We start from the raw sequence: 25385 nt of genomic DNA on the forward strand, positions 1-25385 counted from the left end.
GTGCGCCTGGTTAACCAGACACACAGAAAACGACGGGCAGGAAACCCTGCCCGAATGTATTACTTCTTAGCACGCTCTTCGAGCATGGCAACAGCTGGCAGAACTTTACCTTCTACAAATTCAAGGAAAGCGCCACCGCCGGTGGAAATGTAAGAAATTTTGTCTGCAATACCGAACAGATCAATTGCTGCCAGGGTATCGCCGCCGCCAGCGATAGAGAATGCATCACTTTCAGCAATGGCTTTAGCAACAATTTCGGTGCCTTTACGGAAGTTCGGGAACTCGAACACGCCAACCGGGCCATTCCACAGAATAGTTTTAGCGTTTTTCAGGATTTCAGCCAGTTTCTCAGCGGAAACATCACCCATATCCAGAATTTGCTCTTCGTCTTTCACTTCAGTAACAGACTTCAGTGTAGCCGGAGCAGTTTCAGAGAACTCGGTTGCTACGCGAACATCGGTCGGTACCGGGATGTCACAAATAGTCAGCAGGCGTTTGGCTTCTTCAACCAGGTCTGGTTCATACAAAGATTTGCCCACTTTATTGCCTTGCGCAGCAACGAAGGTGTTAGCAATACCGCCACCAACAATCAACTGGTCAGCGATTTTAGACAGGGAGTCAAGAACAGTCAGTTTAGTGGAAACTTTAGAACCACCAACGATAGCAACCATCGGGCGGGCAGGTTCTTTCAGTGCTTTACCCAGCGCGTCCAGTTCAGCTGCCAGCAGCGGACCTGCGCAAGCGATTTCAGCAAATTTGCCAACACCGTGAGTTGATGCCTGAGCACGGTGAGCAGTACCGAAAGCGTCCATTACGAAAACATCACACAGTGCTGCGTATTTTTTGGACAGCGCTTCGTCGTCTTTCTTCTCGCCTTTGTTAAAACGAACGTTTTCCAGAACAACCAGTTCACCAGCTGCCACTTCCACGCCATCCAGGTAGTCTTTTGCTAAACGAACCGGCGCAGAGAGTTTGTCTTTCAGGTAATTCACAACTGGCAGCAGAGAGAATTCTTCATTGTACTCGCCTTCAGTCGGACGACCCAGATGGGAAGTCACCATCACTTTTGCGCCTTGTTTCAGGGCAATTTCAATGGTAGGCAGAGATGCACGGATACGCGCATCAGAAGTCACTTTCCCTTCTTTAACCGGTACGTTCAGATCCGCACGGATAAGAACACGTTTACCAGCCAGATCCAGATCGGACATCTTAATTACAGACATGGTGAATCCTCTCGTTGATTCTAAAAGTTTTGCAGGCGCAAATTACGCCTTACCTGATATCGGTGTTGCAGACATCGCCAACGTGGTATCCAGCATGCGGTTGGCGAAGCCCCACTCATTATCACACCAGACCAATGTCTTGATCAGGTGCCCACCACTTACCCGGGTTTGGGTACCATCCACAATAGCGCTATGTGGATCGTGGTTAAAATCGGTCGAGACTAACGGTAATTCCGTATAGTCAACTATACCATGAAATGCCCCCTGTGCCGCTTTTTGCAGCAACAGGTTAACCTCTTGTGCAGTTACTTTATGTGACACAGTAACGCTCAAATCAATCGCCGTCACATTAATGACCGGTACTCGTACAGCGATAGCTTCAAAGCGGTCACAAAATTTCGGAAAAATACGGGTGATACCTGCAGCCAGCCGGGTATCGACCGGGATAATTGACTGACTGGCTGCCCGGGTACGGCGCAAGTCCGGATGGTAAGCATCGATCACCTGTTGGTCATGCATCGCAGAGTGAATGGTGGTGACCGTTCCTGATTCAATTTCCCAGGCTTCATCAAGCAGCTTAATCACGGGAATAATACAGTTAGTCGTGCAGGAGGCGTTGGAAACGATGCGGTCTGTGGAGCGGAGTTGGTCATGATTGACACCGTAAACCACGGTGGCATCCAGCGTATTACCGCCTGGGTGCGAAAACAGCACTTTTTTGGCTCCAGCCTCAATGTGAGCCAGACCATCTTCACGGCTACCATAGACCCCGGTGCAATCCAGCACAATATCCACATCCAGCGCCCGCCAGGGCAGCGAGGTAATATCCCGTTGATGCAAAATACGAATAGTGTCGTCACCAATAAAGAGCTGTTCGCGGTCATGGCGAACTTCCCACGCAAAACGGCCATGGCTGGTATCGTATTTAAGCAAATGCGCCATACCAGCGGCATCAGCCAGCTCGTTGATTGCCACAACGGTGATTTCCGCCCGGCGACCGGATTCGTAAAGTGCCCGAACCACGTTGCGCCCGATGCGACCAAAGCCATTTATCGCGATGCGTACGGTCATATCTCTCCTGCCAGGATTCTGAGCAATGTTGTGGCAAACAGGGTAATGCAGCCACCGCCTCAGGGGAATCCTCGCCAGCCATAAATCACGACTGTTTGGTTAAATGTCGAACATTTTAAATTACTGAAACGCTTCAGCCAGCATATTAGAAATAAGGAATAAAGGGAATATTCCCTCTGCGTTATCACTCATTCTTCTGACCTGCATCACACTTTTCGCCATTTCACTGCTTAGAAGATAATCTGCACAAGAATACTCTTCAGGAATAATGGAATAATTTACTGCCAGAGAGGATATCACGAGCGTAAAAAAGCCGGGCAAATTACCCGGCTATATAAAACGAACATGGCTGAGGTGATTACAGCAAAGATTTCGCCTGTTTCACTACGTTTTCTACGGTGAAACCGAACTCTTTAAACAGCAGCTCTGCTGGTGCAGATTCACCGAAGGTGGTCATGCCCACAATGGCACCGTTCAGGCCAGTGTATTTGAACCAGTAGTCAGCAATGCCTGCTTCAATTGCCACACGGGCAGCAACTGCTTTTGGCAGCACCGCTTCGCGGTATGCGGCATCCTGTTTATCAAACACATCAGTTGACGGCATGGAAACCACACGCGCTTTCACGCCTTCGCCAGACAGTTGTTCCCAGGCGGCAACCGCCAGTTCAACTTCAGAACCGGTGGCAATGAAAATCACCTGCGGCTGGCCTTCGCAGTCTTTCAGCACATAGCCACCACGCGCTGCATCAGCCAGTTGCTGTGCACTGCGCTCCTGCTGGGCCAGGTTCTGGCGGGACAGAATCAACGCGGTCGGGCCGTCATGGCGTTCAACAGCCGCTTTCCAGGCAATGGCACTTTCCACCTGGTCGCATGGGCGCCATGTACTCATGTTCGGCGTTACGCGCAGGGAAGCCAGTTGTTCTACAGGCTGGTGAGTCGGACCATCTTCACCCAGACCGATGGAGTCGTGGGTATACACCATCACCTGGCGCTGTTTCATCAGTGCAGCCATACGCACCGCGTTACGGGCATATTCCACAAACATCAGGAAGGTGGATGTATACGGCAGGAAACCACCATGCAGCGCGATACCGTTGGCAATCGCCGTCATCCCAAACTCACGCACACCGTAGTGAATGTAGTTACCAGCGGTGTCTTCGTTAATGGATTTGGAGCCGGACCAAATGGTCAGGTTGCTCGGTGCCAGGTCAGCAGAGCCGCCGAGGAATTCCGGTAACCACGGGCCAAAGGCTTCAATGGCATTCTGCGACGCTTTACGGCTGGCGATTTTCGCCGGGTTGGCCTGCAGTTTTTCAATAAAGGCCTGAGAATTTGCCGCAAAATCAGACGGCATTTCACCGCTCATGCGGCGGGTGAATTCAGCCGCTTCCTGCGGGAAGGCTTTGCTGTAGGCAGCAAATTTCTCATCCCATGCGGATTCTTTTGCTTTGCCTGCTTCAGAGGCATCCCACTGACCATAGATTTCCTGCGGGATAACAAAAGGTTCGTATTTCCAGCCAAGCTGTTCGCGGGTGGCAGCCACTTCTGCATCACCCAGCGGTGCACCGTGAGAATCGTGGGTACCGGCTTTGTTCGGCGAACCGAAACCGATGATGGTTTTGCACATCAGCAGGGACGGTTTGTCTGTGACACTGCGCGCTTCGTCGATGGCGCGTTTGATGGAGTCCGCATCATGGCCGTCAACACCGCGTACCACATGCCAGCCGTAAGCTTCAAAACGTTTGGCGGTGTCATCAGTAAACCAGCCTTCCACATGACCGTCGATAGAAATACCGTTGTCATCGTAAAACGCAACCAGTTTGCCCAGTTTCAGGGTACCGGCCAGGGAGCACACTTCGTGAGAAATCCCTTCCATCATGCAGCCATCACCCATAAAGGCGTAGGTGTGGTGGTTAACGATTTCATGGCCCGGACGGTTAAACTGCGCAGCCAGTGTTTTCTCAGCAATTGCCATACCCACGGCATTGGCAATACCCTGCCCCAGCGGGCCAGTGGTGGTTTCAACACCAGCGGTGTAACCCACTTCCGGGTGACCCGGTGTTTTGGAGTGCAACTGACGGAAATTTTTCAGTTCTTCAATTGGCAGGTCGTAGCCGGAAAGGTGCAGCAGGCTGTAAAGCAGCATGGAGCCATGGCCGTTAGACAGGACAAAGCGGTCACGGTCAGCCCAGTGCGGGTTCTTCGGGTTATGATTCAGGTAATCACGCCACAGGACCTCAGCAATGTCAGCCATCCCCATAGGGGCTCCGGGGTGGCCGGATTTGGCTTTTTGTACTGCGTCCATGCTGAGCGCACGAATGGCGTTGGCAAGCTCTTTACGAGAAGACATTTTGACTCCAGATCGGATAGTTGAAGACCAGGCCTTAATAACGGTTTCAAGCCTGCACCCCAATGGTGTATAGCCCAAAGCAAAAACACCCCACTACAGTAAACTGTATTCAGGCTGTGTTATTTTCAGGCTATTGATTCACCATAATAAGTGGGCACATGTCTCTGGCCGTTAGGGCTCCAAAAAGTTGTCCATCAATTTAACCTAAGCAGCCTGTCATGTACATGGAACATCCTTTTGTCCACAGATAAATCTGCGAAACAGCCCTCAGGTTCTGTAGTTGAGTATCGCACAGGCTGAGCCTGAGGATTTATACTTCTGCGCCCTGGGTGCGGATTTTAAGACTTTTTGCTTACTGTTGAGCCGGGCTGGTGGGCAGGAGGGCAATAGAAAAACGGCACGCGGACAACCCGCGCGCCATTCTTAGCAAACGAATAACAAATTATTCGTCTTCGAGGTAGGTATAGCCGTAAAGGCCAGCTTCAAACTCTTCCATAAATTGCTGTTGCAATACCGGGTCCAGCCCAGTCTGCCTGACCTGATCACGGAAATGTGTCAGCAGAGTATTGGGGTCCAGTTGTACGTATTGCAGCATGTCGGCAACGGTATCACCCTCGTCAGAAAGCTCTACTTCCACGGTGCCATCCGGGAAGACAAACACATCCACGGCCTCGGTATCACCAAACAGGTTATGCATGTTACCCAAAATTTCCTGATATGCCCCGACCATAAAGAAACCGAGTAATGGTGGGTTTTCAGGATCATATTCCGGCATTGGCATGGTCGTCGCAATACCATCGCCATCCACATAATGGTCAATGGCACCATCTGAGTCACAGGTGATATCCAGTAATACAGCACGGCGCTCTGGCGCATGGTTCAGCCCTTCAAGTGGCAGAACCGGGAACAACTGGTCTATCCCCCAGGCATCCGGCATGGACTGGAACAGCGAGAAGTTGACGTACAGTTTATCCGCCATACGTTCCTGCAGTTCATCGATAATTGGCCGGTGAGCACGGTTTTGTGGATCCAGTTGTTTTTGCACCTCATGGCACATACTCAAATAGAGTTGTTCAGCCCAGGCTCGCTCCTGAAGATTGAATGTACCGGATGAGTAACCGACATGGATATCATGCAAATCCATCTGGCTGTCGTGCAACCATTCACGTAAGGAGCGCCGGTTGTCGGGCTCATGCATTTCTTCCCAGGTCTCCCACATGCTCTGCAATGCACGGGAAGCATCTTCAGCCGGAGGCGTTGGTTTGGAAAATTCATTGCGCTCTACCCCAATAATATTGGAGACCAGAACTGTGTGGTGCGCGGTCACTGCCCGGCCTGACTCGGTGATAACCGTTGGGTGCGGCAGCCCGTGCTCTTCGCAGGCATCACCAATGGCCCATATAATATTGTTGGCGTATTCGTTCAGACCATAGTTCACAGAACAGTCAGACTGAGAACGTGTCCCTTCATAATCTACGCCCAGGCCGCCACCTACATCGAAGCACTGAATATTCACACCCAGTTTATGCAGTTCGACATAGAAACGTGCAGACTCACGAACACCGGTTGCGATATCGCGGATATTCGCCATCTGTGAACCCAGGTGGAAGTGCAGCAGTTGCAGGCTGTCAAGGCGATTCGCCGCACGCAACATTTCAACCAGTTGCAATACCTGAGTTGCTGCAAGGCCAAATTTTGACTTTTCGCCACCGGAAGACTGCCATTTGCCTGAGCCTTGTGAAGCCAGACGAGCACGAACCCCCAGGCGTGGCACCACATTCAGGCGGGCGGCTTCTTCCAGAACGATATTAATTTCCGTCATTTTTTCGATGACCAGATAGACTTTGTGGCCCATCTTTTCACCGATCATCGCCAGGCGAATGTATTCACGGTCTTTGTAACCATTACACACAATTACTGAGCGAGTCATACCGGCATGAGCCAGAACCGCCATCAATTCGGCCTTGGAACCGGCTTCCAGCCCCAGCGGTTCACCGGAGTGAATCAGTGACTCAATCACGCGGCGATGCTGGTTTACCTTTATCGGATAAACCAGGAAATAGTCGCCTTTATAACCGTAAGATTCACGGGCGCGTTTGAATGCCCCATTAATAGAACGCAGGCGGTGCTGGAGAATTTGTGGGAAACAAAACAGAGCAGGAAGGCGTTGCCCCTGGGCTTCACGTTCCTTCACCAGTTTCGCCAGATCAACCCGGGCTTGCGGTACGTCCGGATCCGGGCAAACACTGATATGCCCCAGTTCATTGACGTCGTAATAGTTATTGCCCCACCAGGCAATATTGTATGTACGCAGCATCTTGCTGGCTTCCTGGGAGTTCATTGCAACCTCCTGCATGGAACGGAGTACACCCTGTTCGCCTGCTGACGAACCCGAAACAAAAGAAATGTCGTCAGACATTGCGAACCTCAATTTTTGTCGAAAAAGTAAAACAGTTGACTACTATCGCAGGGCATACCTGAGATAACAACCCATAAGCAACACCCGGAGTTAGCAGAACATAAAGCTTCGCTAACCGCGTGACCGGTTTCATTTTCATAACATTGTAAGACACGATTCCGAACGCCACATGACAGTCCGGCGAAACCTGGAAAAATCCTTCTGGAAAACCAGAAGAGCCCTTGCTCAGTTCAGGTGGCGAAAACCAGCTCGAGAATCCTGAGACGTGCCGAAACGGATATGACATCGGCTGGAAAACAAAAGTGAGAAGCAGGTGGAGAGGTGCGTATATACACCTGAGGATCGACGTAACAACGGAGTCTGTTGAAAATGGCGGTTCATTGTCATTGCTTGTTATCACCTCCACGCATACAACTACATGCGATAAGTAAAGCCCGTGGTCGGTCGCAGGAACGAAAACCACGCTACTGAGATTTTGCTCAACCCGGCTGGAAGTGAGTAACACAGTAAAAACTGATTACCTGACGATATAAGCCGCGCGCGCCGTTTTATACCCACATCATCGCCAAAAAGCAAAACAAAAATATGCTACCGGGCCGCTCGTTGCTTCTGTTGTTTTGTAACAAAACAGCAGCATCGTGAAGTCTGTCAAAAAACCACTGGAAATCTGCTTAAGGTATAACCTAGAATAGCCGTCCAGAAGTTAATCCATCTATACTGATTAACACTAAGACTGCTGGTGTTGATTACCACCCCAAATGACGTTTGTCAGCATAGTCCTTATAAAGGATGTGGGTTATCAGCAGTCCCTGATAATCGATTTACTCCAGGGTGAAGATAATATGGCAAAACACCTTTTTACGTCCGAGTCAGTATCCGAAGGGCATCCCGACAAAATAGCAGACCAGATTTCAGACGCCGTTCTTGACGCGATTCTGGAACAGGATCCTAAAGCACGCGTTGCCTGTGAGACTTACGTAAAAACGGGCATGGTTCTGGTTGGTGGTGAAATCACGACCAGTGCCTGGGTTGATATTGAAGAAATTACCCGTAATACCGTGCGTGATATTGGTTATATTCATTCCGACATGGGCTTTGACGCAAACTCTTGTGCCGTTCTGAGCGCCATCGGCAAACAGTCTCCGGATATCAACCAGGGTGTTGACCGTGCAGACCCGCTTGAACAGGGTGCTGGCGACCAGGGTCTGATGTTTGGCTATGCCACTAATGAAACCGATGTACTAATGCCGGCGCCAATAACTTATGCTCATCGTCTGGTTCAGCGCCAGTCTGAAGTGCGTAAAAATGGCACACTACCGTGGTTACGCCCTGATGCGAAAAGCCAGGTAACCTTCCAGTATGATGACGGAAAAATTGTCGGCATCGATGCGGTTGTGTTGTCTACTCAGCATTCAGAATCGGTCACGCAGAAAGACCTGCAAGAAGCTGTAATGGAAGAAATCATCAAGCCGGTTCTGCCTGCAGAATGGCTGAGTGCTTCCACTAAATTCTTTATTAACCCAACAGGCCGTTTTGTTATTGGTGGCCCAATGGGCGATTGTGGCCTGACCGGACGTAAAATTATCGTGGATACCTACGGTGGTATGGCTCGCCATGGCGGCGGGGCATTCTCCGGTAAAGATCCTTCCAAAGTAGACCGTTCTGCAGCTTACGCTGCTCGCTATGTAGCGAAAAACATTGTTGCTGCGGGTCTGGCAGATCGCTGCGAAATCCAGGTGTCCTATGCCATCGGTGTGGCTGAACCCACTTCCATCATGGTAGAAACCTTTGGTACTGAAAAAGTGGCCTCAGAGTTACTGACAGCACTGGTTCGCGAACATTTTGATCTGCGCCCTTATGGCCTGATCAAAATGCTGGATTTGTTACATCCGATCTACCGCGAAACAGCAGCTTATGGTCACTTTGGTCGTGACCACTTCCCCTGGGAAAAAACCGACAAAGCAGCCGACCTGCGCGCTGCTGCCGGGCTGTAATAAACAGTCTCGGGCACCTTTCAGGGCCAGTATTCACTGGCCCTCAGATTGATGAAAAAGAAGGAAAAAGCGTGGTTTTTCCTTCTTTTCAGTTAGTAGCCGAAAATCAATAAATTGATTTTCCTGGTTTTTTATTGGATGACATCCTCTCGTTCTGTGCGGACATGAGGTTCGTCATCAGACTCAGGGCCAGTATTCACTGGCCCTCTTTATGACCCTTCGCAATTTGTTTACTGGCTAACTTTTCTTTCTGCAAGACTGAGCGCTCCCGTTACACCTGCAACCAACACGTTTCTGTACAACGCGAAATCTTGCTGCGCGGCCCCCAACAGCCTCTTTTCTGCTTAGTGCAGCCTGAGCCATCACGCAAGAAATGAAAACGGTTACACATCGATTTGCAATATATTTTTTCAGAATAGGCTTAAAAAAACATAAATTTGATATTTTTGTTACACAAACTATCAGAGTTATCTAATAATCCAACATAACAGAAAATGAGATAGTGAATAATATAATGATTTTAATAGTAAAAAACAACAATCACAAACCATACACAATGTAACCGATTACATTAGCGTGACAATGGTCACGTTTTCTCTCCCAAACACAACCTACCATTAACATCGGTATAATTAACAACCCAACTGGAGGGCATCATGCCTGACACTAAAAAAACGGGGCTTTCTAACAAGGCATTGACATTCTTTGTCTGCTTTCTGGCCGCACTGGCAGGATTGCTGTTTGGTCTTGATATCGGTGTTATTGCCGGTGCACTTCCCTTTATTGCCCATGAGTTCCAAATTACATCACACCAACAAGAATGGGTGGTAAGTTCCATGATGTTCGGTGCTGCAGTGGGTGCGGTAGGGAGCGGCTGGCTCTCTTTCCGACTGGGGCGTAAATACAGCCTGATGATTGGCGCGATACTGTTCGTGGCCGGTTCATTATGCTCCGCTCTGGCACCAAATGCCGAAATTCTGATTCTTTCCCGCGTGTTACTGGGGCTGGCCGTGGGCATTGCCTCCTACACGGCACCACTGTACCTTTCTGAAATTGCGCCAGAAAAGATTCGCGGCGGCATGATCTCCATGTATCAGTTAATGATAACTATCGGCATTCTTGGCGCCTATTTATCAGATACCGCCTTCAGTTACAGCGGTGAATGGCGCTGGATGCTGGGTGTTATCACTATTCCGGCGGCCTTGCTGTTAATTGGCGTATTCTTTTTACCAGACAGCCCACGCTGGTTTGCAGCCAAACGCCGCTTCCATGACGCTGAACGTGTGCTGATGTACCTGCGTGACTCCAGTGAAGAAGCCAAACGTGAACTGGAAGAAATACGTGACAGCCTGAAGGTGAAACAAAGTGGCTGGTCACTATTCCGTGAAAACAGCAATTTCCGCCGGGCCGTTTTTCTGGGTGTGCTACTACAAGTAATGCAACAGTTCACCGGGATGAACGTCATCATGTATTACGCGCCCAAAATTTTCGAAATAGCCGGTTTTACCAATACCACAGAACAGATGTGGGGAACGGTTATCGTCGGCCTCACCAATGTACTGGCAACCTTTATTGCAATTGGACTGGTTGACCGTTGGGGGCGTAAACCAACGCTGATCCTTGGGTTCCTTGTGATGGCCGTTGGTATGGGTATTCTCGGCACCATGCTGCATGTGGGTATTCACTCCAGCAATGCACAATACTTCGCCGTGGCCATGCTACTGATGTTTATTGTGGGTTTTGCAATGAGTGCCGGCCCGTTAATTTGGGTGCTGTGTTCCGAAATTCAGCCCCTGAAAGGACGAGATTTCGGCATAACCTGCTCAACGGCAACCAACTGGATTGCCAATATGATTGTCGGTGCGACATTCCTGACTATGCTCAACAGTTTGGGTAATGCAAGTACCTTCTGGATTTATGCTGGTCTGAATGTGTTCTTTATCATTCTGACATTAATTCTGGTACCGGAAACCAAGCATGTTTCCCTTGAGCACATTGAACGTAACCTGATGAAAGGCCGTCCGTTGCGTGAAATTGGTGCCCAATAAAACATCCTGCCAAATTTGGGGGGCGGCTATGCCCCCCGCTACACGCTTGCAGTCAGCGATTCCAGGCTCTATGCTGCCAGCTTATGAATACACGCCGCATCCCCATTGCAATACAACAAGCTATAATGCGCAGCCTGCGCGCTAACCTGGTACGGGCTAATCACTACCTGAATACACAGTACCCTGAGCCCAAAATCTCCTGGCAGCAACGCGGAACATCGGCGGGTACCGCCTGGTTAGAATCCTATGAAATCCGGCTTAACCCATTATTATTGTTGGAAAACCAGCAAGCATTTACCGACCAGGTAGTGCCACACGAACTGGCTCATTTACTGGTGTGGAAGCATTTTGGCCGGGTGGCTCCCCATGGCAAAGAGTGGAAATGGATGATGGAAACTGTGCTGGGCGTTCCGGCTCTGCGTACTCACCAGTTCGAACTCAGCGCCGTGCGTTCCAATACCTTCCCTTATTATTGCCGTTGCCAGCAACATCAGTTGACGGTACGTCGCCATAACCGGGTATTACGCAAGCAGGCGGAATACCGCTGTATTCATTGCGGTGAAATACTAAAACCGGGCACATCTCCTCTGTAACGACAACAAGTTAACTGGAAACTTTAGAATCTAACTGATTGAAACTGGATAAATGATCAGTTAGGGTGCGGGCACACTTTGACAGAGAATTTCGATATGTCCCGCAAAATATTTTCTACCGCTATCTCCCTGGCGGCTTTTTTGTTAAGTACCGGTGCACAGGCCACAGGTATTCACAGTTTTTCTCAAGCAAAGACGGCTGGCGTAAAAGTGAATGCCGATGTTCCCGGCACTTTTTATTGTGGTTGTAAAATCACCTGGGAAGGGAAAAAAGGCATTCCGGACCTGAACTCATGCGGTTACCACATCAGAAAAAATAAAGTTCGGGCCAACCGCATTGAATGGGAACATGTTATGCCCGCATGGCAATTCGGCCATCTGCGCCAGTGCTGGCAAGAAGGGGGGCGTAAGAACTGTGCCAAAGATCCGGTGTACCGCAAAATTGAAAGCGATATGCACAACCTGGAACCCGCAGTGGGCGAAGTCAACGCCGATCGCGGTAACTTTATGTACAACCAGTGGAATGGTGGTGAGAACCAGTATGGGCAGTGCACAATGAAAGTCGATTTTTCCAGCAAGCGCGCTGAACCACCAGCCCGCGCGCGGGGTGCCATTGCCAGAACATATTTTTATATGCGCGATCAGTACCAACTACCGCTCTCACGCCAACAAACTCAACTATTTGAAGCCTGGGATAAAATGTACCCGGTGACTCAGTGGGAATGCACACGCGATGAACGTATAGCGAAAATACAGGGAAATCATAACCCTTATGTACAGCAGGCTTGCATGGCGCGAAAAGGCTAACCTACACTACCCAGCAATAATTAACTCTGTGATGCGCCGGTGCCTCCATTAGTGGGGCACAATAATGACGGCAACTTCTGCACTCTGCGCTTAGCGAAGAATTTGTTATAACCACCATCACACCTTTTTATGGATGATATACACGATGCGTATTCCTCGCATTTATCACCCTGCGCCACTTGTTGTTGGCCAGACTATTGCGTTAAGTGATGACGCGGCTGGGCATGTTGGACGTGTTCTGCGCATGTCTGCCGGGCAGACTCTGGAGTTATTTGATGGCTCCAACCAGGTTTTTTCTGCAGAAATCGTTCAGGCAGATAAAAAACAGGTTCAGGTCAGGTTGCTGGGTAGTGAAACAGATAACCGTGAGTCACCACTGTTTTTACATCTGGGCCAGGTGATGTCCCGTGGCGAAAAAATGGAATTTACTATTCAGAAATCCATTGAGCTGGGCGTCAATGTGATTACCCCCCTGTTCTCGGAACGTTGTGGAGTGAAACTGGATGCAGAACGCCTGAATAAAAAACTGCAGCAATGGCAAAAAATTGCGATTGGCGCCTGTGAACAGTGTGGACGCAACCAGATTCCAGAAATACGTCCCGTAATGAACCTGGAAACCTGGTGCCAGGAACAGGATGATGCACTGAAGCTCAATCTTCACCCGCGCGCCAGTGCCAGTATCAATACGCTCCCTCTGCCAGTTGAACGGGTGCGGTTGCTTATTGGGCCTGAAGGTGGATTATCGGCAGAAGAGATTGCCATGACTGCGCGTTATCAGTTTACTGATATTCTGTTAGGACCGCGTGTGCTGCGTACAGAAACCACCGCCCTTACTGCAATCACCGCACTGCAGGTGCGTTTTGGTGATTTGGGCTAAAGGAGACAAGAATGATCAAGCTCGGCATCGTGATGGATCCCATCGCGTCAATTAACCTGAAAAAAGACACCAGTTTTGCGATGTTGCTGGAAGCACAAAAACGTGGTTACCAGTTGCATTACATGGAAATGGCCGATTTGTACCTGACGAATGGTGAAGCACGCGCACGCGCACGCGCCCTCAGCGTCGAGTATAACTATGAGAAATGGTACAACTTCGACAGCGAGCAGGATATTGCGCTGTCAGACCTTGATGTCATTTTAATGCGTAAAGACCCACCGTTCGATACAGAGTTTATCTACGCCACCTATATTCTGGAACGGGCTGAAGAACAGGGCACATTGATTGTTAACAAACCACAGAGTCTGCGTGACTGCAACGAGAAACTCTTTACTGCCTGGTTTGCTGATTTAACACCGCATACGCTGGTAACCCGGAACAAAGCACAACTGAAAGCATTTTGGGAAAAACACGGCGACATCATTCTCAAACCACTGGATGGCATGGGTGGAACATCAATTTTCCGCGTGAAAGCAGGCGACCCTAACTTATCCGTCATTACCGAAACGCTGACGGAACTGGGTAACCGTTATTGCATGGCGCAAAACTACCTGCCTGAGATTAAAGATGGTGATAAACGTGTGCTGGTAGTAGACGGTGAACCTGTGCCTTATTGCCTGGCGCGTATTCCGCCAAATGGGGAAACCCGTGGTAACCTGGCAGCAGGTGGACGTGGCGAGCCCCGCCCATTGTCTGAAAGTGACTGGGCCATTGCCCGCCGCATTGCCCCTGCGTTAAAAGAAAAAGGCCTGATATTTGTCGGGCTCGATATTATCGGTGATAAGCTCACTGAAATTAACGTCACCAGCCCAACGTGCGTGCGGGAAATTGAAGCACAGTTCCCGGTATCAATTACGGGAATGCTAATGGACGCTATTGAGAAGCGTCTGGCAAAATAGTGTCCATGGCGGGAAGGATCCCGCCAGACTCTCGGGAATGCCGGTAGCACACATTCCTTATCAGGCAGACTTACCACCTGCCAAAGACTCAACCGGAACAGACCTCTGACAATGAATTTACAGCATCACTTTCTTATTGCCATGCCAGGGTTACAGGATCCGCTGTTCAGGCGTTCTGTCGTGTACATCTGCGAGCATAACGACGAAGGTGCAATGGGGATTATTATTAATAAGCCTCTTGATAACCTGAAAGTTGCCGACGTGCTTGAGAAATTAAAGATTACACCAGAACCAAGAGACCCGGCGATTCGCCTGGATAAGCCAGTATTTGTCGGTGGGCCGCTCGCGGAAGACCGGGGCTTTATTTTGCATACCCCACCAGAAATGTTCAGTTCCAGTATTCGTATCTCTGAGAACACCATTATTACAACGTCTAAAGATGTTCTGGAAACATTGGGTACACCAAACCAGCCACCAGATGTACTGGTTGCGCTGGGTTATTCCTCCTGGGATAAAGGACAGCTGGAACAGGAAATCCTGGATAATGCCTGGCTTACAGCGCCCGCCAATAATCAGATTCTGTTCCACACACTGATTGGTGAACGCTGGCGGGAAGCGGCACGCCTGATTGGCATTGATATTCACAATCTGCCTAACGAAGCAGGGCACGCGTAATGGCGACAGGAACAATATTGGCTTTTGACTTTGGCACCCGCAGTATTGGTGTCGCCATTGGGCAAAAAATTACCGGGACAGCCCGCCCGTTGTCTGCGCTAAAAGCCAAAGACGGCATTCCTGACTGGGAACAAATCGACCGTATTCTTAAAGAGTGGCAACCTGATTTTTTGGTTGTTGGCTTGCCGCTGAATATGGACGGCACAGAACAACCCCTGACGGCCAGAGCGAAGAAATTCGCTAACCGCCTGCATGGCCGTTTTGGCATTACTGTGGAGCTTCATGATGAACGCCTGAGCACAGTTGAAGCCCGTGCTGGTTTATTTGCTCAGGGTGGTTTCAAAGCACTGGATAAAGGCAGCGTCGATTCGGCTTCCGCGGTTGTTATTCTGGAAAGCTGGTTTGAGCAACGCGTTTGACCCATTATCTGGCTGCGCTATGCAGCCAATCTCGCTTGTTTCTGAACCAGCCCCCAATATCCCTTTATATAGCATTTTTTTGCCGGCGCCACCCTTCTGAGCAAACACACACATAACCTGAACTACCGGGGGGATATAATTTGGCTTTTTGTGCCAAAAATAAATAGCCAACCAGTGATTAACACCTGATACAACCAAACATATAACATATTATAATTTCAATAAGTTAGCTAAAAAACGGGTTCTTCCAAAGGCCATATCCCCAGCCATCATCCCAGCATAACGTGATCCAGATCGCACTTTTTGTTACCTGAGATATAATTTCAAGCGTTATTATAACCCACATCAAAGGCACTCGCCTTTAACGATAACGAATTGAATTAAATAAGGAAAAGACCATGAAATCTGTTAAAACTCTGTTCGCTGCTGCTGCCCTGTCTCTGGTTTCTTTTGCAAGCTTTGCTCAAACCGTCACTGCTACCGCAAGTACTCTGGATGGTGCAGAAGCACAGATAGCATCTCAGGCTAAACAAGCTGGTGCAGCTTCTTACCAAATCACTGAAGCTTACTCTGGCAACCAGGTTCACATGACTGCTGAACTGAGCAAATAAGAGTAACTGTTCTGGTACCGGAGCGCTTTTATCCCCTTGATTCTGGTACTGAACAACCATATTGAGCCCGGTCACTGCACTGGGCTCAAACATATCCACAATGCTGTAAACAGCTTCGCTGCTGCTATATCACTCTTCTGAATATCTGCTCACACGATAACCCGGCACAAAAAACACCGGCAAACTTACCTTTACAATCAATGAAATACTATATTCTTTGCCCGCCCATTGACTACTCACCAATACATTAGCGATTAGCCCCATAACGGCACTTTCTGGCCAGCACTTCATGCAGACTTTCGTACTGCGCCGTTTGTGCATTGCCGCACCCAAAGGCAACCCAAAGCATTTAGGCAAGCATTCCCGCCGCATCACGCTCGGCGCGGCTTTGTTCAAAAGTTTGCATGCCAGCCTGCCTGCCAGTCTGTAATACACCGGGTAACTGGTGTGTTTTCCCTTCCCGAACCAGGCTGGAAACGGCTGGCGTAACAACTAAAAGCTCAAACAAAGCCACCCGCCCACCACCTTTACGCGCAGCCAGTTGTTGAGCTACCACACCTTTAAGGCTGCCAGCAAGTTGAGTACGAACCATACTTTTCTCTTCCGCCGGGAAGACATCTACCAGCCGCTCTACCGCTTGTGCAGCCCCACGGGTATGCAGTGTTGCCAACACCAGGTGCCCTGTTTCAGCCGCTGTCAGGGCGAGGCGAATCGTTTCGCTGTCTCGCAACTCGCCCAGCAAAATGACATCCGGATCCTGGCGTAAAGCCCCCTTCAGCCCGGCAGCAAAAGAGGCACAATGCAAACCTACTTCACGCTGCTGGATAACACCCTGAGGAGGTTTGTGAACAAACTCAACCGGGTCTTCAAGGGTAATAATATGTGCCTGCGTTTGCCGGTTCAGCTCACCAACCATGGCTGCCAGTGTCGTTGACTTGCCACTGCCCGTAGCACCACACACTAATACCAACCCTGACTGCTCTTGTAGCAGTGCCATTAATGCTTCAGGAACCTGTAATGTGGTTAACTCAGGACATACCTGCGGTAAAATACGCAACGCCAGAGACACCCCTGCCACCTGAAGAAAAGCATTGGCTCTTAAACGCTGGCCATTTGCCAGCTCGACGGCGAAATCAAGTTGCCCATGGTGTTTAAACTGGCTGTGCTGCTCTGGTGTCAGCCACAAATCCAGCAATGCCGATATATCGGGTAAAGCACACGGGGCTGGCTCCATCACGCCATCTTTACGCCAGTAAAAATGCCCACTGCTACACAGGTGTAGATCCGACACATTATGCTTTACACTAAGGGCCACGATTTCTTCCATTTTGGCTTATCCTGAAACTCATGAACGACATTGCCCACAACTTAGCGCAGGTTCAGCAGAGAATCTCAGCGGCTGCAGAACGTTGCGGCCGTGCTCCAGAAGAAGTTTCCCTTCTTGCAGTCAGTAAAACTAAACCTGCGAGTGATATCGCACAAGCCATTGCCGCCGGGCAACGGGAGTTTGGTGAAAACTATGTTCAGGAAGGTACCGATAAAATCGCTCTGTTTCGTGAGCAAGGGATTACCGGCCTGACCTGGCACTTTATTGGCCCTTTACAGTCCAATAAAAGCCGCCTGGTTGCCGAAAATTTTGACTGGTGTCATACCATTGACCGGCAAAAAATCGCCATGCGGCTCAGTGAACAGCGCCCGGGCGAATTAGCGCCATTGAATGTGCTGATTCAGGTTAATATCAGCGATGAAACCAGTAAATCAGGTATCGCATTAGCTGAGGTAGACGCCCTGGCTGACCTGGTAAGCAGTTTACCCGGATTACGCTTACGCGGGCTGATGGCAATTCCTGCGCCAGAGCAGGATTACGACAAGCAATTTGCTGTTTGCCAACAAATGGCTGTAGCATTTAGCGCGCTACAACGCCGCTATTCTGGCATTGATACACTTTCGCTGGGCATGACGGATGATATGGAAGCAGCTATTGCCGCAGGTTCCACCATGGTTCGAATTGGTACAGCAATTTTTGGCGCACGGGATTATTCCGCGCGTCAGGGACAATAACTACAGAGGAATGCCATGCTGACGTTGACTTTCCTGGCCAAAACCATCATTGAATTGTATGTGATGGTGTTACTGCTCCGTATCTGGATGCAGTGGTCACGTTGTGATTTTTATAATCCGCTTTCACAATTTATTGTGAAGATTACCCAGCCCATTATTGGCCCGTTGCGCCGGATTATTCCGTCAATTGGTCCGGTAGATACCGCTTCTTTGCTGGTCGCGTTTATTCTTACCACGCTGAAATTCCCACTTCTGCTATTGATTCAGGCAGGAGTACTTGCAATTGGCCCGGTAAACCTGTTGGTTGGCTTGTTGTCGTTGCTGAAGAGTGCTGGTTCTCTGGTGTTCTGGGTGATTATTGTGCGTTCCATTATGAGCTGGGTAAGCCAGGGGCGTAGCCCAATGGAGTTTGTACTGATGCAACTCACTGAACCGTTGATGGCGCCAATTCGCCGCTTTATCCCGGCGATGGGCGGCATCGACTTTTCCGCCATGGGGGTAATTATTATTCTGTATCTGCTCAATTACCTGGGTATGGATCTGTTCCCGGGGCTGTGGTACCAGCTTTGAGTGCAGTAACCCAGACTGAATCCGGGCTGGTGCTGAACCTGTTTATTCAGCCCAAAGCCAGCCGGGATGCTATTGTTGGCCTGCATGGCGATGAGTTAAAAATCGCCATCACCGCGCCGCCGGTTGACGGCCAGGCCAACGCTCACCTGGTTAAATTTCTGGCAAAACAATTCCGGGTTGCCAAAAGCCAGGTGTCACTCACCAAAGGTGAACTTGGCCGTCATAAATCAGTGCTAATCAGTTCACCAAAAACTATTCCGCCGGTTGTTGCGGCCTGTCTTAATTAATCTGTGGTATTCGTTATGCAAAAAGTCGTACTGGCGACCGGTAATGCGGGCAAAGTTCGCGAACTGGCTGACTTACTGGAAAATTTCGGTCTGGATATTGTCGCGCAAACTGAGCTGGGCGTTGATTCAGCGGAAGAAACGGGCGGCACCTTTATTGAGAATGCCATTCTCAAAGCTCGCCATGCGGCACGTATCACCGGGTTGCCCGCCATTGCTGATGATTCAGGCCTGGCAGTCGATGCACTGGGTGGGGCGCCAGGTATTTATTCCGCACGCTATGCGGGCGAAGAGGCAACAGACCAGCAGAATCTGGAGAAGTTATTACATACCATGGACGCCGTGCCCGATAACCTGCGCAAAGCACGTTTTCACTGTGTTCTGGTGTACATGCGCCATGCTGATGACCCGACACCACTGGTGTGCCATGGCTCATGGGAAGGGGAAATCACCCGCGCCCCGGCAGGTCTTGGGGGGTTTGGTTATGACCCCATTTTCTACGTTGCTTCCGAAGGCAAAACTGCTGCGGAATTAACTAAAGAAGAGAAACGCGCTATTTCACACCGCGGCCAGGCTCTGGCATTACTACTGGAAGCAATGCGCAATGGCTGATTTGCCGCCACTGAGTCTGTACATCCATATTCCATGGTGTGTGCAAAAATGCCCTTACTGCGACTTTAACTCTCATGCGCTGAAAGGCGATGTGCCGCATGATGAATATGTCAGCCACTTGCTGAGAGATTTAGACAACGAACTGCCTGCCGCTCAGAGCCGCGCTGTCAGCACAATATTTATTGGTGGTGGCACACCAAGCCTGCTTTCTGGCGAAGCGATGCAAACGCTGCTTGATGGTGTACGCGAGCGTTTACCGCTGGCAGCCGATGCAGAAATCACGATGGAAGCTAACCCGGGTACCGTTGAAGCTGGCCGCTTTGCCGCTTACCAGGCAGCCGGTGTTAACCGTATTTCCATTGGTGTCCAAAGTTTCAACCAGGAAAAGCTACAACGGCTGGGGCGTATTCATGGCCCGGAAGAAGCAAAACGCGCAGCACTACTGGCATCTTCACTTGGCTTGCGGAGTTTTAACCTGGATTTGATGCACGGGCTGCCCGACCAGTCACTGGAGGAAGCGCTGAGCGATTTGCGCCAGGCGATAGCACTGAACCCACCGCATTTGTCCTGGTACCAGCTCACAATCGAACCCAATACGCTATTTGGCTCACGCCCACCAGTGCTGCCCGACGACGATACCCTATGGGACATTTTCGAGCAGGGCGATAAACTGCTGAGTGCGGCCGGTTACCAGCAATACGAAACGTCCGCCTACGCCAAACCGGGCTACCAGTGCCAGCATAATCTCAATTACTGGCGCTTTGGTGATTACCTGGGAATTGGTTGCGGTGCGCACGGGAAAATAACCTGGCCGGATAACCGGATTATTCGCCGGGCAAAAACTCGCCACCCGCGCGGTTACATGGCAGGAAAGTATCTCGACAGAGAGCATAAAGTGGCTGTGGCAGATAAGCCATTTGAATTCTTTATGAACCGCTTCCGGCTGTCAGAACCCGTTCCCCGGAGCGATTTTCTGCAACTAACCGGCCTTGGCGAAACAGTGGTCCGCCCGCAACTGGATGAAGCCATTGCCCAGGGCTACCTCACCGAAACGGCATCACAGTGGCAAGTCACTCAGCGCGGGAAATTGTTTCTCAACTCGCTGCTGGGCCTGTTTCTGGCTGATGACTGAATCAGGCTCCCCGGCAACAAAAAGGGGAGCCTCAGATTGATGAAAAAGAAGGAAAAAGCGTGGTTTTTCCTTCTTTTTAGTTAGCAGCCGAAAATCAATAAATTGATTTTCCTGGTTTTTTATTGGGTGACATCCTCTCGTTCTGTGCGAACATGAGGTTTGTCATCAGACTCGAGCCTGTTGTTCTTTCTCGTAGCTAACTTACTTCAGGCCTTTCACCAGTGCCTTGCGCTGGTCTTCCAGGGAAATCACCCGGGAGCAAACATCTTTGCCAAACTGTTTAAAATCGGCCTGCTGGTTATTCCACTCCTGCTGGATGGCATTTTGCATCCCGCCAAGGTTACCCAGTATCCCTTGTAAACCGCCTTTACTGTTTCCACTGGTGAGCGCTTTCGCCCCCATCTCATTGATACTGTCCTGCAGAATGCCACCCATTGCCTGGTTAACCAGTTGCTGGCCATCTGCCCTGACCTGGTCAATAGCTTTGTAGTGAAAAGCCAGGCCATCAGTACGGTGTTCAATAATACGGTTCATCTGCGCTTTTAACTGCGCATCAAGCTTTTCCAGCCGCCCGTGCATGCTGCTGCTTTCCCCCACCTGCTCGGTGATGATTTTGTCCAGTGCCGCACGGCCTTTCTCAACCCGGGCCCGGGCACCGTTATCGATCCACGGCAGGTCGTTACGCAGTGCCTGCTGGTAGTTCACAGCCTGTTGTTGCTGGCTGGCAGTAAGCGACTGCGCTTTACCATTAAACTGAACGTCCCCCTGAGGAGAAATAACCAGGTCGCCATGTTGCCCAACCACCTGCACTTGTTGAGGGTTGATAACCACATCATCTTTGGGGCTGACACTGCACTGGTAATCAGCTTTCGCCGCCGTGCTGACAGCCAGTAACGCAGCCAGCGCAAGGGATAACTTCTGCATTTGCTACTCCATAAAGAAAAAACGGGCCGGTAGCAACCGACCCGTTGAACATCCTGCGCTTAATCCCACCAGACGTCGAACAAATCGCTGGTGCGAATTTCTGACAACTGGCGTGCTTCGAGCCAGTTTTTTACCAGCGCCTGATGCTCTTCGGTACATTTGCCAATTTGCTGCATGCAAATCAGCCCTTCCCAGGCAAGGTAACCACTACCATCAAAAGCCAGGCCATTTGGCTCAATCACTTCATTAATTAAGTCATCAACGGTTTTATCAATCTGTTCTTCCGGCGTACCTTCCGGGAAACGCCATGCCACCGAAAACCCCACTTCCTGAAACTCGTCGATATGCATTTTTTTGCGTAAACGACGGCTGCGGTTTGTTGCCATTATTTGATCCTCTCGAACATTAAGTCCCATACACCGTGGCCAAGGCGCTGGCCGCGTTGTTCAAATTTGGTGACCGGACGGGATTCTGGGCGAGGAACATAATCGCCGTTCTCCGACATGTTTTGATAACCGTCCACCGATGACATTACTTCGAGCATATGTTCTGCATAAGGTTCCCAGTCTGTCGCCATATGGAAAACACCGCCCAATTTTAGTTTCCCTTTCACCTTTTCAGCAAACGGCACCTGAACAATTCGGCGTTTATTATGGCGCGCTTTGTGCCATGGATCAGGGAAGAACAGTTGCACCATGGTCAGGCTGTTTTCCGGGATCATCATGTCCAGCACTTCAATGGCATCATGGCACATTACACGCAGGTTAGTCAGCCCGGCTTCATGGGCCGCGCTCAGGCACGCCCCAACACCCGGTGCATGAACCTCAATTCCCAGAAAATTCTGGTGTGGATTGGCCGCGGCCATCGCCACCAGCGATGCGCCCATCCCGAACCCTATTTCCAGGGTAACAGGCGCTTCCCGCCCAAACAGCGCCGCAAAATCGATGGACTTACCATCAAATTCAACGCCCATCACCGGCCAGTAGTGGTCCAGCGCATGTTGTTGCCCTTTAGTCAGGCGGCCCTGGCGGCGGACAAAACTACGAATGCGGCGTAATGCGCGACCATTCTCATCAAATTCCGGTGAAATCACGTCGTTTATCATGGTAGAAACTCTGCTTGAGTTAATGTTCAGGAAACGGGCATTATCCAAAGTTACTCCGCCGATGCAAGCACCGGACACCAGCTGTTTACAGCAGGCCCGTGCTGTGCTGGAATCTGACACCTAAATTGACTGAGTCGGATACTGTGCGTAAATGATACAAGCGCTTCAATTCTCTCGCCAGGTGCTCGACTGGTATGAAAAGTATGGTCGGAAAACCTTACCCTGGCAGGCAGCAAAAACACCTTATAAAGTGTGGCTGTCCGAGGTAATGCTACAGCAAACCCAGGTGGCAACGGTTATCCCTTATTTCCAGCGCTTTATGGAAAAGTACCCGGATATCCGCGACCTGGCGGCGGCACCACTGGATGAAGTACTGCACTTATGGACTGGCCTTGGCTATTATGCCCGCGCCCGCAACCTGCATAAAGCCGCACAAACTGTCGTTCAACAGCATGGCGGTAAATTTCCTGAACGTTTCGAAGAAGTTGCCGCACTGCCAGGTGTTGGCCGCTCTACCGCAGGTGCCGTACTTTCTCTTGCCTGCGGCCAGCATTACCCCATTCTGGATGGCAACGTAAAACGGGTGCTGGCACGGTGTTACGCAGTAGAAGGCTGGCCAGGCAAAAAAGATGTCGAAAAGCGCTTATGGGACCTGAGCGAACAAGTTACACCAGTGCATGGCGTTAGCCAGTTCAACCAGGCCATGATGGATCTGGGAGCCATGGTTTGTACTCGTTCACGGCCCAAATGTGAGATTTGCCCTCTCAGCCAGGGTTGCCTTGCGAAACAGGCAGGCAACTGGTCCAGCTTTCCAGGGAAAAAACCAAAGCAAACGCTGCCGGAGCGCACTGGCTGGTTTGCGCTGGTACAACATGGTGACGACGTTTATCTTAGCCAGCGCCCGCCGGTTGGGTTGTGGGGTGGGCTTTATTGCTTCCCACAATTTGAAACGCAAAACGCATTGCATCAGTGGCTGGAAGCAAGACACATTTCAGCAGATAATTGCCAGCAACTTACAGCTTTTCGCCATACATTCAGCCATTTCCATTTGGATATTGTGCCAGTATTAGTCCGGGCAGAAACATGGCCTCTTCGCATGGAGGAAGATACCGGTCTCTGGTATAACTTACCGCAGCCACCCGCAGTGGGGTTAGCGGCACCGGTAGAGCGTCTGTTGCAGCAATTGCGTGCCGGGTCAGTTGCTTAAGGCCCACCAAATAATGAGGATGAGACATGAGCAGAACGATTTTTTGTACTTACCTGCAGCGCGATGCTGAAGGCCAGGATTTCCAGTTGTACCCAGGTGAACTGGGTAAACGTATTTATAATGAAATTTCCAAAGAAGCCTGGGCTCTGTGGCAAACCAAACAGACCATGTTGATCAATGAAAAGAAACTCAACATGATGAACCAGGAACACCGCAAATTACTGGAACAGGAAATGGTGAACTTCCTGTTTGAAGGTAAAGACGTCCACATTGAAGGTTTTACACCCGAAGAAAAACAATAAGGGCTCGTGCCCTTCAATGGATAAAACTGCACACATCAATGAAGAAGAGACTTATTGCGCTGGCTCTTGTTGCACCACTTTTGGTGTCCTGCTCCAGTAAAAAGGATTCGGCATATCACGAAGAGTGGGTCAAAGACACCAACGGTTTCGATATTTTAATGGGGCAGTTTGCCAATAATATTGAGAACCTGTGGGGGTATAACGAGGTACTGATCGCCGGGCCGAAAGACTATGTTAAGTATACGGACCAGTATCAAACCCGTAGCCATATCAACTTTGATGACGGGACGATTACCGTTGAAACCATCTCCGGTACAGACCCGGCAGCTCACTTGCGCCAGGCGATTGTCTCGACGCTTCTGATGGGCGATGACCCGGGCTCTATTGATCTCTACTCCGACAGCAATGATGTTGCACTGTCCAAACAACCTTTTTTATATGGGCAGGTAGTGGATAACCGGGGGCAGCCCATCCGCTGGAAATGGCGGGCAGAAGAGTTTGCAGACTACCTGCTGCAAACCCGCCTGCAAAGCCGTAGCAACGGGCTGCATATTATCTACAGCGTGACCATTAACATGGTAGCAAACCATCTGGATAAGCGTGCGCATAAATATCTTGGCATGGTACGCAGCGCAGCGCATAAATATGGGGTGGATGAGTCTCTGATTCTGGCCATCATGCAAACAGAATCCAGTTTTAACCCTTATGCAGTGAGCAATGCCGATGCGTTGGGGTTAATGCAGGTGGTACAGCACAGTGCCGGGAAAGATGTGTTCCGCTCCCAGGGGCGCAGTGGCATTCCCAGCAGAAACTATCTTTTCGACCCGAGAAACAATATTGATACCGGTACAGCCTACCTGGCGATGCTGAATAATGTTTATCTTGCGGGCATTGATAACCCAACGTCGCGGCGTTATGCCGTTATTACTGCGTATAACGGTGGGGCCGGCAGCGTACTGCGTGTATTCTCCAGTGACAAAGACCAGGCGGTATCGATTATCAACAGCCTGTCGCCTGATGATGTTTATGAAACTCTGGCCACCCGCCACCCGTCTTCTGAGTCACGCCGGTATTTATATAAAGTGAATACTGCGCAAAAAGGCTACCGCCGGGTGCATTAAGTTTTAAATTCTCACCAAACA

At 50.2% G+C, this 25385-nt stretch carries 26 protein-coding genes; 17 read left to right on the forward strand and 9 right to left on the reverse strand.

Annotated elements, in window-relative coordinates:
- Positions 1–59: 59 nt before the first annotated feature.
- The 5 genes from pgk to yqgB all read right to left on the reverse strand — a co-directional run bounded on the left by pgk (position 60) and on the right by yqgB (position 7349).
- Positions 60–1223: a phosphoglycerate kinase gene (gene pgk, locus A9B99_RS21910; RefSeq protein WP_064601216.1), complete on the reverse strand. Its 1164-nt coding sequence runs from the start codon at positions 1221–1223 to the stop codon at positions 60–62.
- A gap of 42 nt (positions 1224–1265) precedes the next feature.
- The gene (gene epd / locus A9B99_RS21915) at positions 1266–2294 is read right to left on the reverse strand and encodes an erythrose-4-phosphate dehydrogenase (protein ID WP_064601217.1); all 1029 of its coding nucleotides are present in this window, start codon (positions 2292–2294) and stop codon (positions 1266–1268) included.
- A 358-nt stretch (positions 2295–2652) separates the two neighbouring features.
- Entirely contained in the window at positions 2653–4644 is a 1992-nt protein-coding gene (gene tkt, locus A9B99_RS21920) for a transketolase (protein ID WP_064601218.1), read from the reverse strand.
- Between the two features lie 442 nt (positions 4645–5086).
- Positions 5087–7063 carry a biosynthetic arginine decarboxylase gene (gene speA, locus A9B99_RS21925; protein ID WP_064601219.1) on the reverse strand — a complete coding sequence of 659 codons (1977 nt, stop codon included), beginning with the start codon at positions 7061–7063 and terminating at the stop codon, positions 5087–5089.
- On the reverse strand, positions 7056–7349 hold the full coding sequence (gene yqgB / locus A9B99_RS24550) for an acid stress response protein YqgB (protein ID WP_369792545.1): 294 nt from the start codon (positions 7347–7349) through the stop codon (positions 7056–7058). The genes speA and yqgB overlap by 8 nt, the downstream gene beginning before the upstream one ends.
- Before the next feature lie 556 nt (positions 7350–7905).
- On the opposite strand from yqgB, the gene metK reads away from it, so the two are divergent.
- From metK to A9B99_RS21970, 9 genes are all read left to right on the forward strand, one after another.
- Positions 7906–9057 (forward strand): methionine adenosyltransferase, encoded by a 1152-nt coding sequence (gene metK / locus A9B99_RS21930; protein WP_064601255.1) that lies wholly within the window; start codon positions 7906–7908, stop codon positions 9055–9057.
- Positions 9058–9713: 656 nt separating this feature from the next.
- Positions 9714–11105, forward strand: coding sequence for a sugar porter family MFS transporter (locus A9B99_RS21935; protein WP_064601220.1), 1392 nt, complete (start codon positions 9714–9716; stop codon positions 11103–11105).
- An 83-nt stretch (positions 11106–11188) separates the two neighbouring features.
- Entirely contained in the window at positions 11189–11698 is a 510-nt protein-coding gene (locus A9B99_RS21940) for a SprT family zinc-dependent metalloprotease (RefSeq protein WP_064601221.1), read from the forward strand.
- 96 nt (positions 11699–11794) lie between these two features.
- Positions 11795–12505, forward strand: coding sequence for a deoxyribonuclease I (endA, locus tag A9B99_RS21945; protein WP_064601222.1), 711 nt, complete (start codon positions 11795–11797; stop codon positions 12503–12505).
- A gap of 145 nt (positions 12506–12650) precedes the next feature.
- Complete coding sequence (gene rsmE, locus A9B99_RS21950; RefSeq protein WP_064601223.1) at positions 12651–13382, forward strand: 16S rRNA (uracil(1498)-N(3))-methyltransferase; 732 nt, start codon at positions 12651–12653, stop codon at positions 13380–13382.
- A gap of 11 nt (positions 13383–13393) precedes the next feature.
- On the forward strand, positions 13394–14341 hold the full coding sequence (gshB, locus tag A9B99_RS21955) for a glutathione synthase (RefSeq protein WP_064601224.1): 948 nt from the start codon (positions 13394–13396) through the stop codon (positions 14339–14341).
- Positions 14342–14452: 111 nt separating this feature from the next.
- Positions 14453–15016: a YqgE/AlgH family protein gene (locus A9B99_RS21960; RefSeq protein WP_064601225.1), complete on the forward strand. Its 564-nt coding sequence runs from the start codon at positions 14453–14455 to the stop codon at positions 15014–15016.
- Entirely contained in the window at positions 15016–15435 is a 420-nt protein-coding gene (gene ruvX / locus A9B99_RS21965; protein WP_064601226.1) for a Holliday junction resolvase RuvX, read from the forward strand. The genes A9B99_RS21960 and ruvX overlap by 1 nt, the downstream gene beginning before the upstream one ends.
- Positions 15436–15833: 398 nt before the next feature.
- Positions 15834–16046, forward strand: a complete 213-nt coding sequence (locus A9B99_RS21970; protein ID WP_064601227.1) for a YdgH/BhsA/McbA family protein — start codon at positions 15834–15836, stop codon at positions 16044–16046.
- 349 nt (positions 16047–16395) lie between these two features.
- On the opposite strand, the gene A9B99_RS21975 is transcribed toward A9B99_RS21970, so the two are convergent.
- A complete protein-coding gene (locus A9B99_RS21975) occupies positions 16396–17373 on the reverse strand; it encodes a type IV pilus twitching motility protein PilT (RefSeq protein WP_064601228.1) in 978 nt (325 codons plus the stop codon).
- 20 nt (positions 17374–17393) lie between these two features.
- On the opposite strand from A9B99_RS21975, the gene A9B99_RS21980 reads away from it, so the two are divergent.
- From A9B99_RS21980 to hemW, 5 genes are read left to right on the forward strand one after another with little or no spacing between them, the layout of a single operon-like run.
- Positions 17394–18107, forward strand: a complete 714-nt coding sequence (locus A9B99_RS21980; RefSeq protein ID WP_064601229.1) for a YggS family pyridoxal phosphate-dependent enzyme — start codon at positions 17394–17396, stop codon at positions 18105–18107.
- Positions 18108–18122: 15 nt separating this feature from the next.
- Entirely contained in the window at positions 18123–18677 is a 555-nt protein-coding gene (locus A9B99_RS21985; protein WP_036102866.1) for a YggT family protein, read from the forward strand.
- Positions 18674–18964, forward strand: coding sequence for a DUF167 family protein YggU (yggU, locus tag A9B99_RS21990; RefSeq protein WP_064601230.1), 291 nt, complete (start codon positions 18674–18676; stop codon positions 18962–18964). The genes A9B99_RS21985 and yggU overlap by 4 nt, the downstream gene beginning before the upstream one ends.
- Before the next feature lie 15 nt (positions 18965–18979).
- A complete protein-coding gene (locus A9B99_RS21995) occupies positions 18980–19573 on the forward strand; it encodes an XTP/dITP diphosphatase (protein ID WP_064601231.1) in 594 nt (197 codons plus the stop codon).
- Positions 19566–20705: a radical SAM family heme chaperone HemW gene (hemW, locus tag A9B99_RS22000; RefSeq protein ID WP_064601232.1), complete on the forward strand. Its 1140-nt coding sequence runs from the start codon at positions 19566–19568 to the stop codon at positions 20703–20705. The genes A9B99_RS21995 and hemW overlap by 8 nt, the downstream gene beginning before the upstream one ends.
- Positions 20706–20906: 201 nt before the next feature.
- Here the strand turns inward: hemW and A9B99_RS22005 are convergent, their stop codons facing one another.
- The 3 genes from A9B99_RS22005 to trmB are packed head-to-tail and all read right to left on the reverse strand — an operon-like array spanning position 20907 to position 22734.
- Positions 20907–21629, reverse strand: a complete 723-nt coding sequence (locus A9B99_RS22005) for a DUF2884 family protein (RefSeq protein WP_064601233.1) — start codon at positions 21627–21629, stop codon at positions 20907–20909.
- A 59-nt stretch (positions 21630–21688) separates the two neighbouring features.
- Complete coding sequence (locus tag A9B99_RS22010) at positions 21689–22015, reverse strand: YggL family protein (protein WP_064601234.1); 327 nt, start codon at positions 22013–22015, stop codon at positions 21689–21691.
- Positions 22015–22734 carry a tRNA (guanosine(46)-N7)-methyltransferase TrmB gene (gene trmB / locus A9B99_RS22015; RefSeq protein WP_064601235.1) on the reverse strand — a complete coding sequence of 240 codons (720 nt, stop codon included), beginning with the start codon at positions 22732–22734 and terminating at the stop codon, positions 22015–22017. The genes A9B99_RS22010 and trmB overlap by 1 nt, the downstream gene beginning before the upstream one ends.
- A gap of 151 nt (positions 22735–22885) precedes the next feature.
- On the opposite strand from trmB, the gene mutY reads away from it, so the two are divergent.
- Genes mutY through mltC form a run of 3 tightly spaced genes read left to right on the forward strand, consistent with a single transcriptional unit; the run spans position 22886 to position 25364 of the window.
- Positions 22886–23941, forward strand: a complete 1056-nt coding sequence (mutY, locus tag A9B99_RS22020; protein ID WP_064601236.1) for an A/G-specific adenine glycosylase — start codon at positions 22886–22888, stop codon at positions 23939–23941.
- A 26-nt stretch (positions 23942–23967) separates the two neighbouring features.
- The gene (locus A9B99_RS22025; RefSeq protein WP_036102877.1) at positions 23968–24243 is read left to right on the forward strand and encodes an oxidative damage protection protein; all 276 of its coding nucleotides are present in this window, start codon (positions 23968–23970) and stop codon (positions 24241–24243) included.
- 38 nt (positions 24244–24281) lie between these two features.
- A complete protein-coding gene (mltC, locus tag A9B99_RS22030; protein WP_064601237.1) occupies positions 24282–25364 on the forward strand; it encodes a membrane-bound lytic murein transglycosylase MltC in 1083 nt (360 codons plus the stop codon).
- Positions 25365–25385 lie beyond the last annotated feature (21 nt).

The sequence above is a fragment of the Mangrovibacter phragmitis genome, assembly GCF_001655675.1.
Lineage (GTDB): Bacteria > Pseudomonadota > Gammaproteobacteria > Enterobacterales > Enterobacteriaceae > Mangrovibacter > Mangrovibacter phragmitis.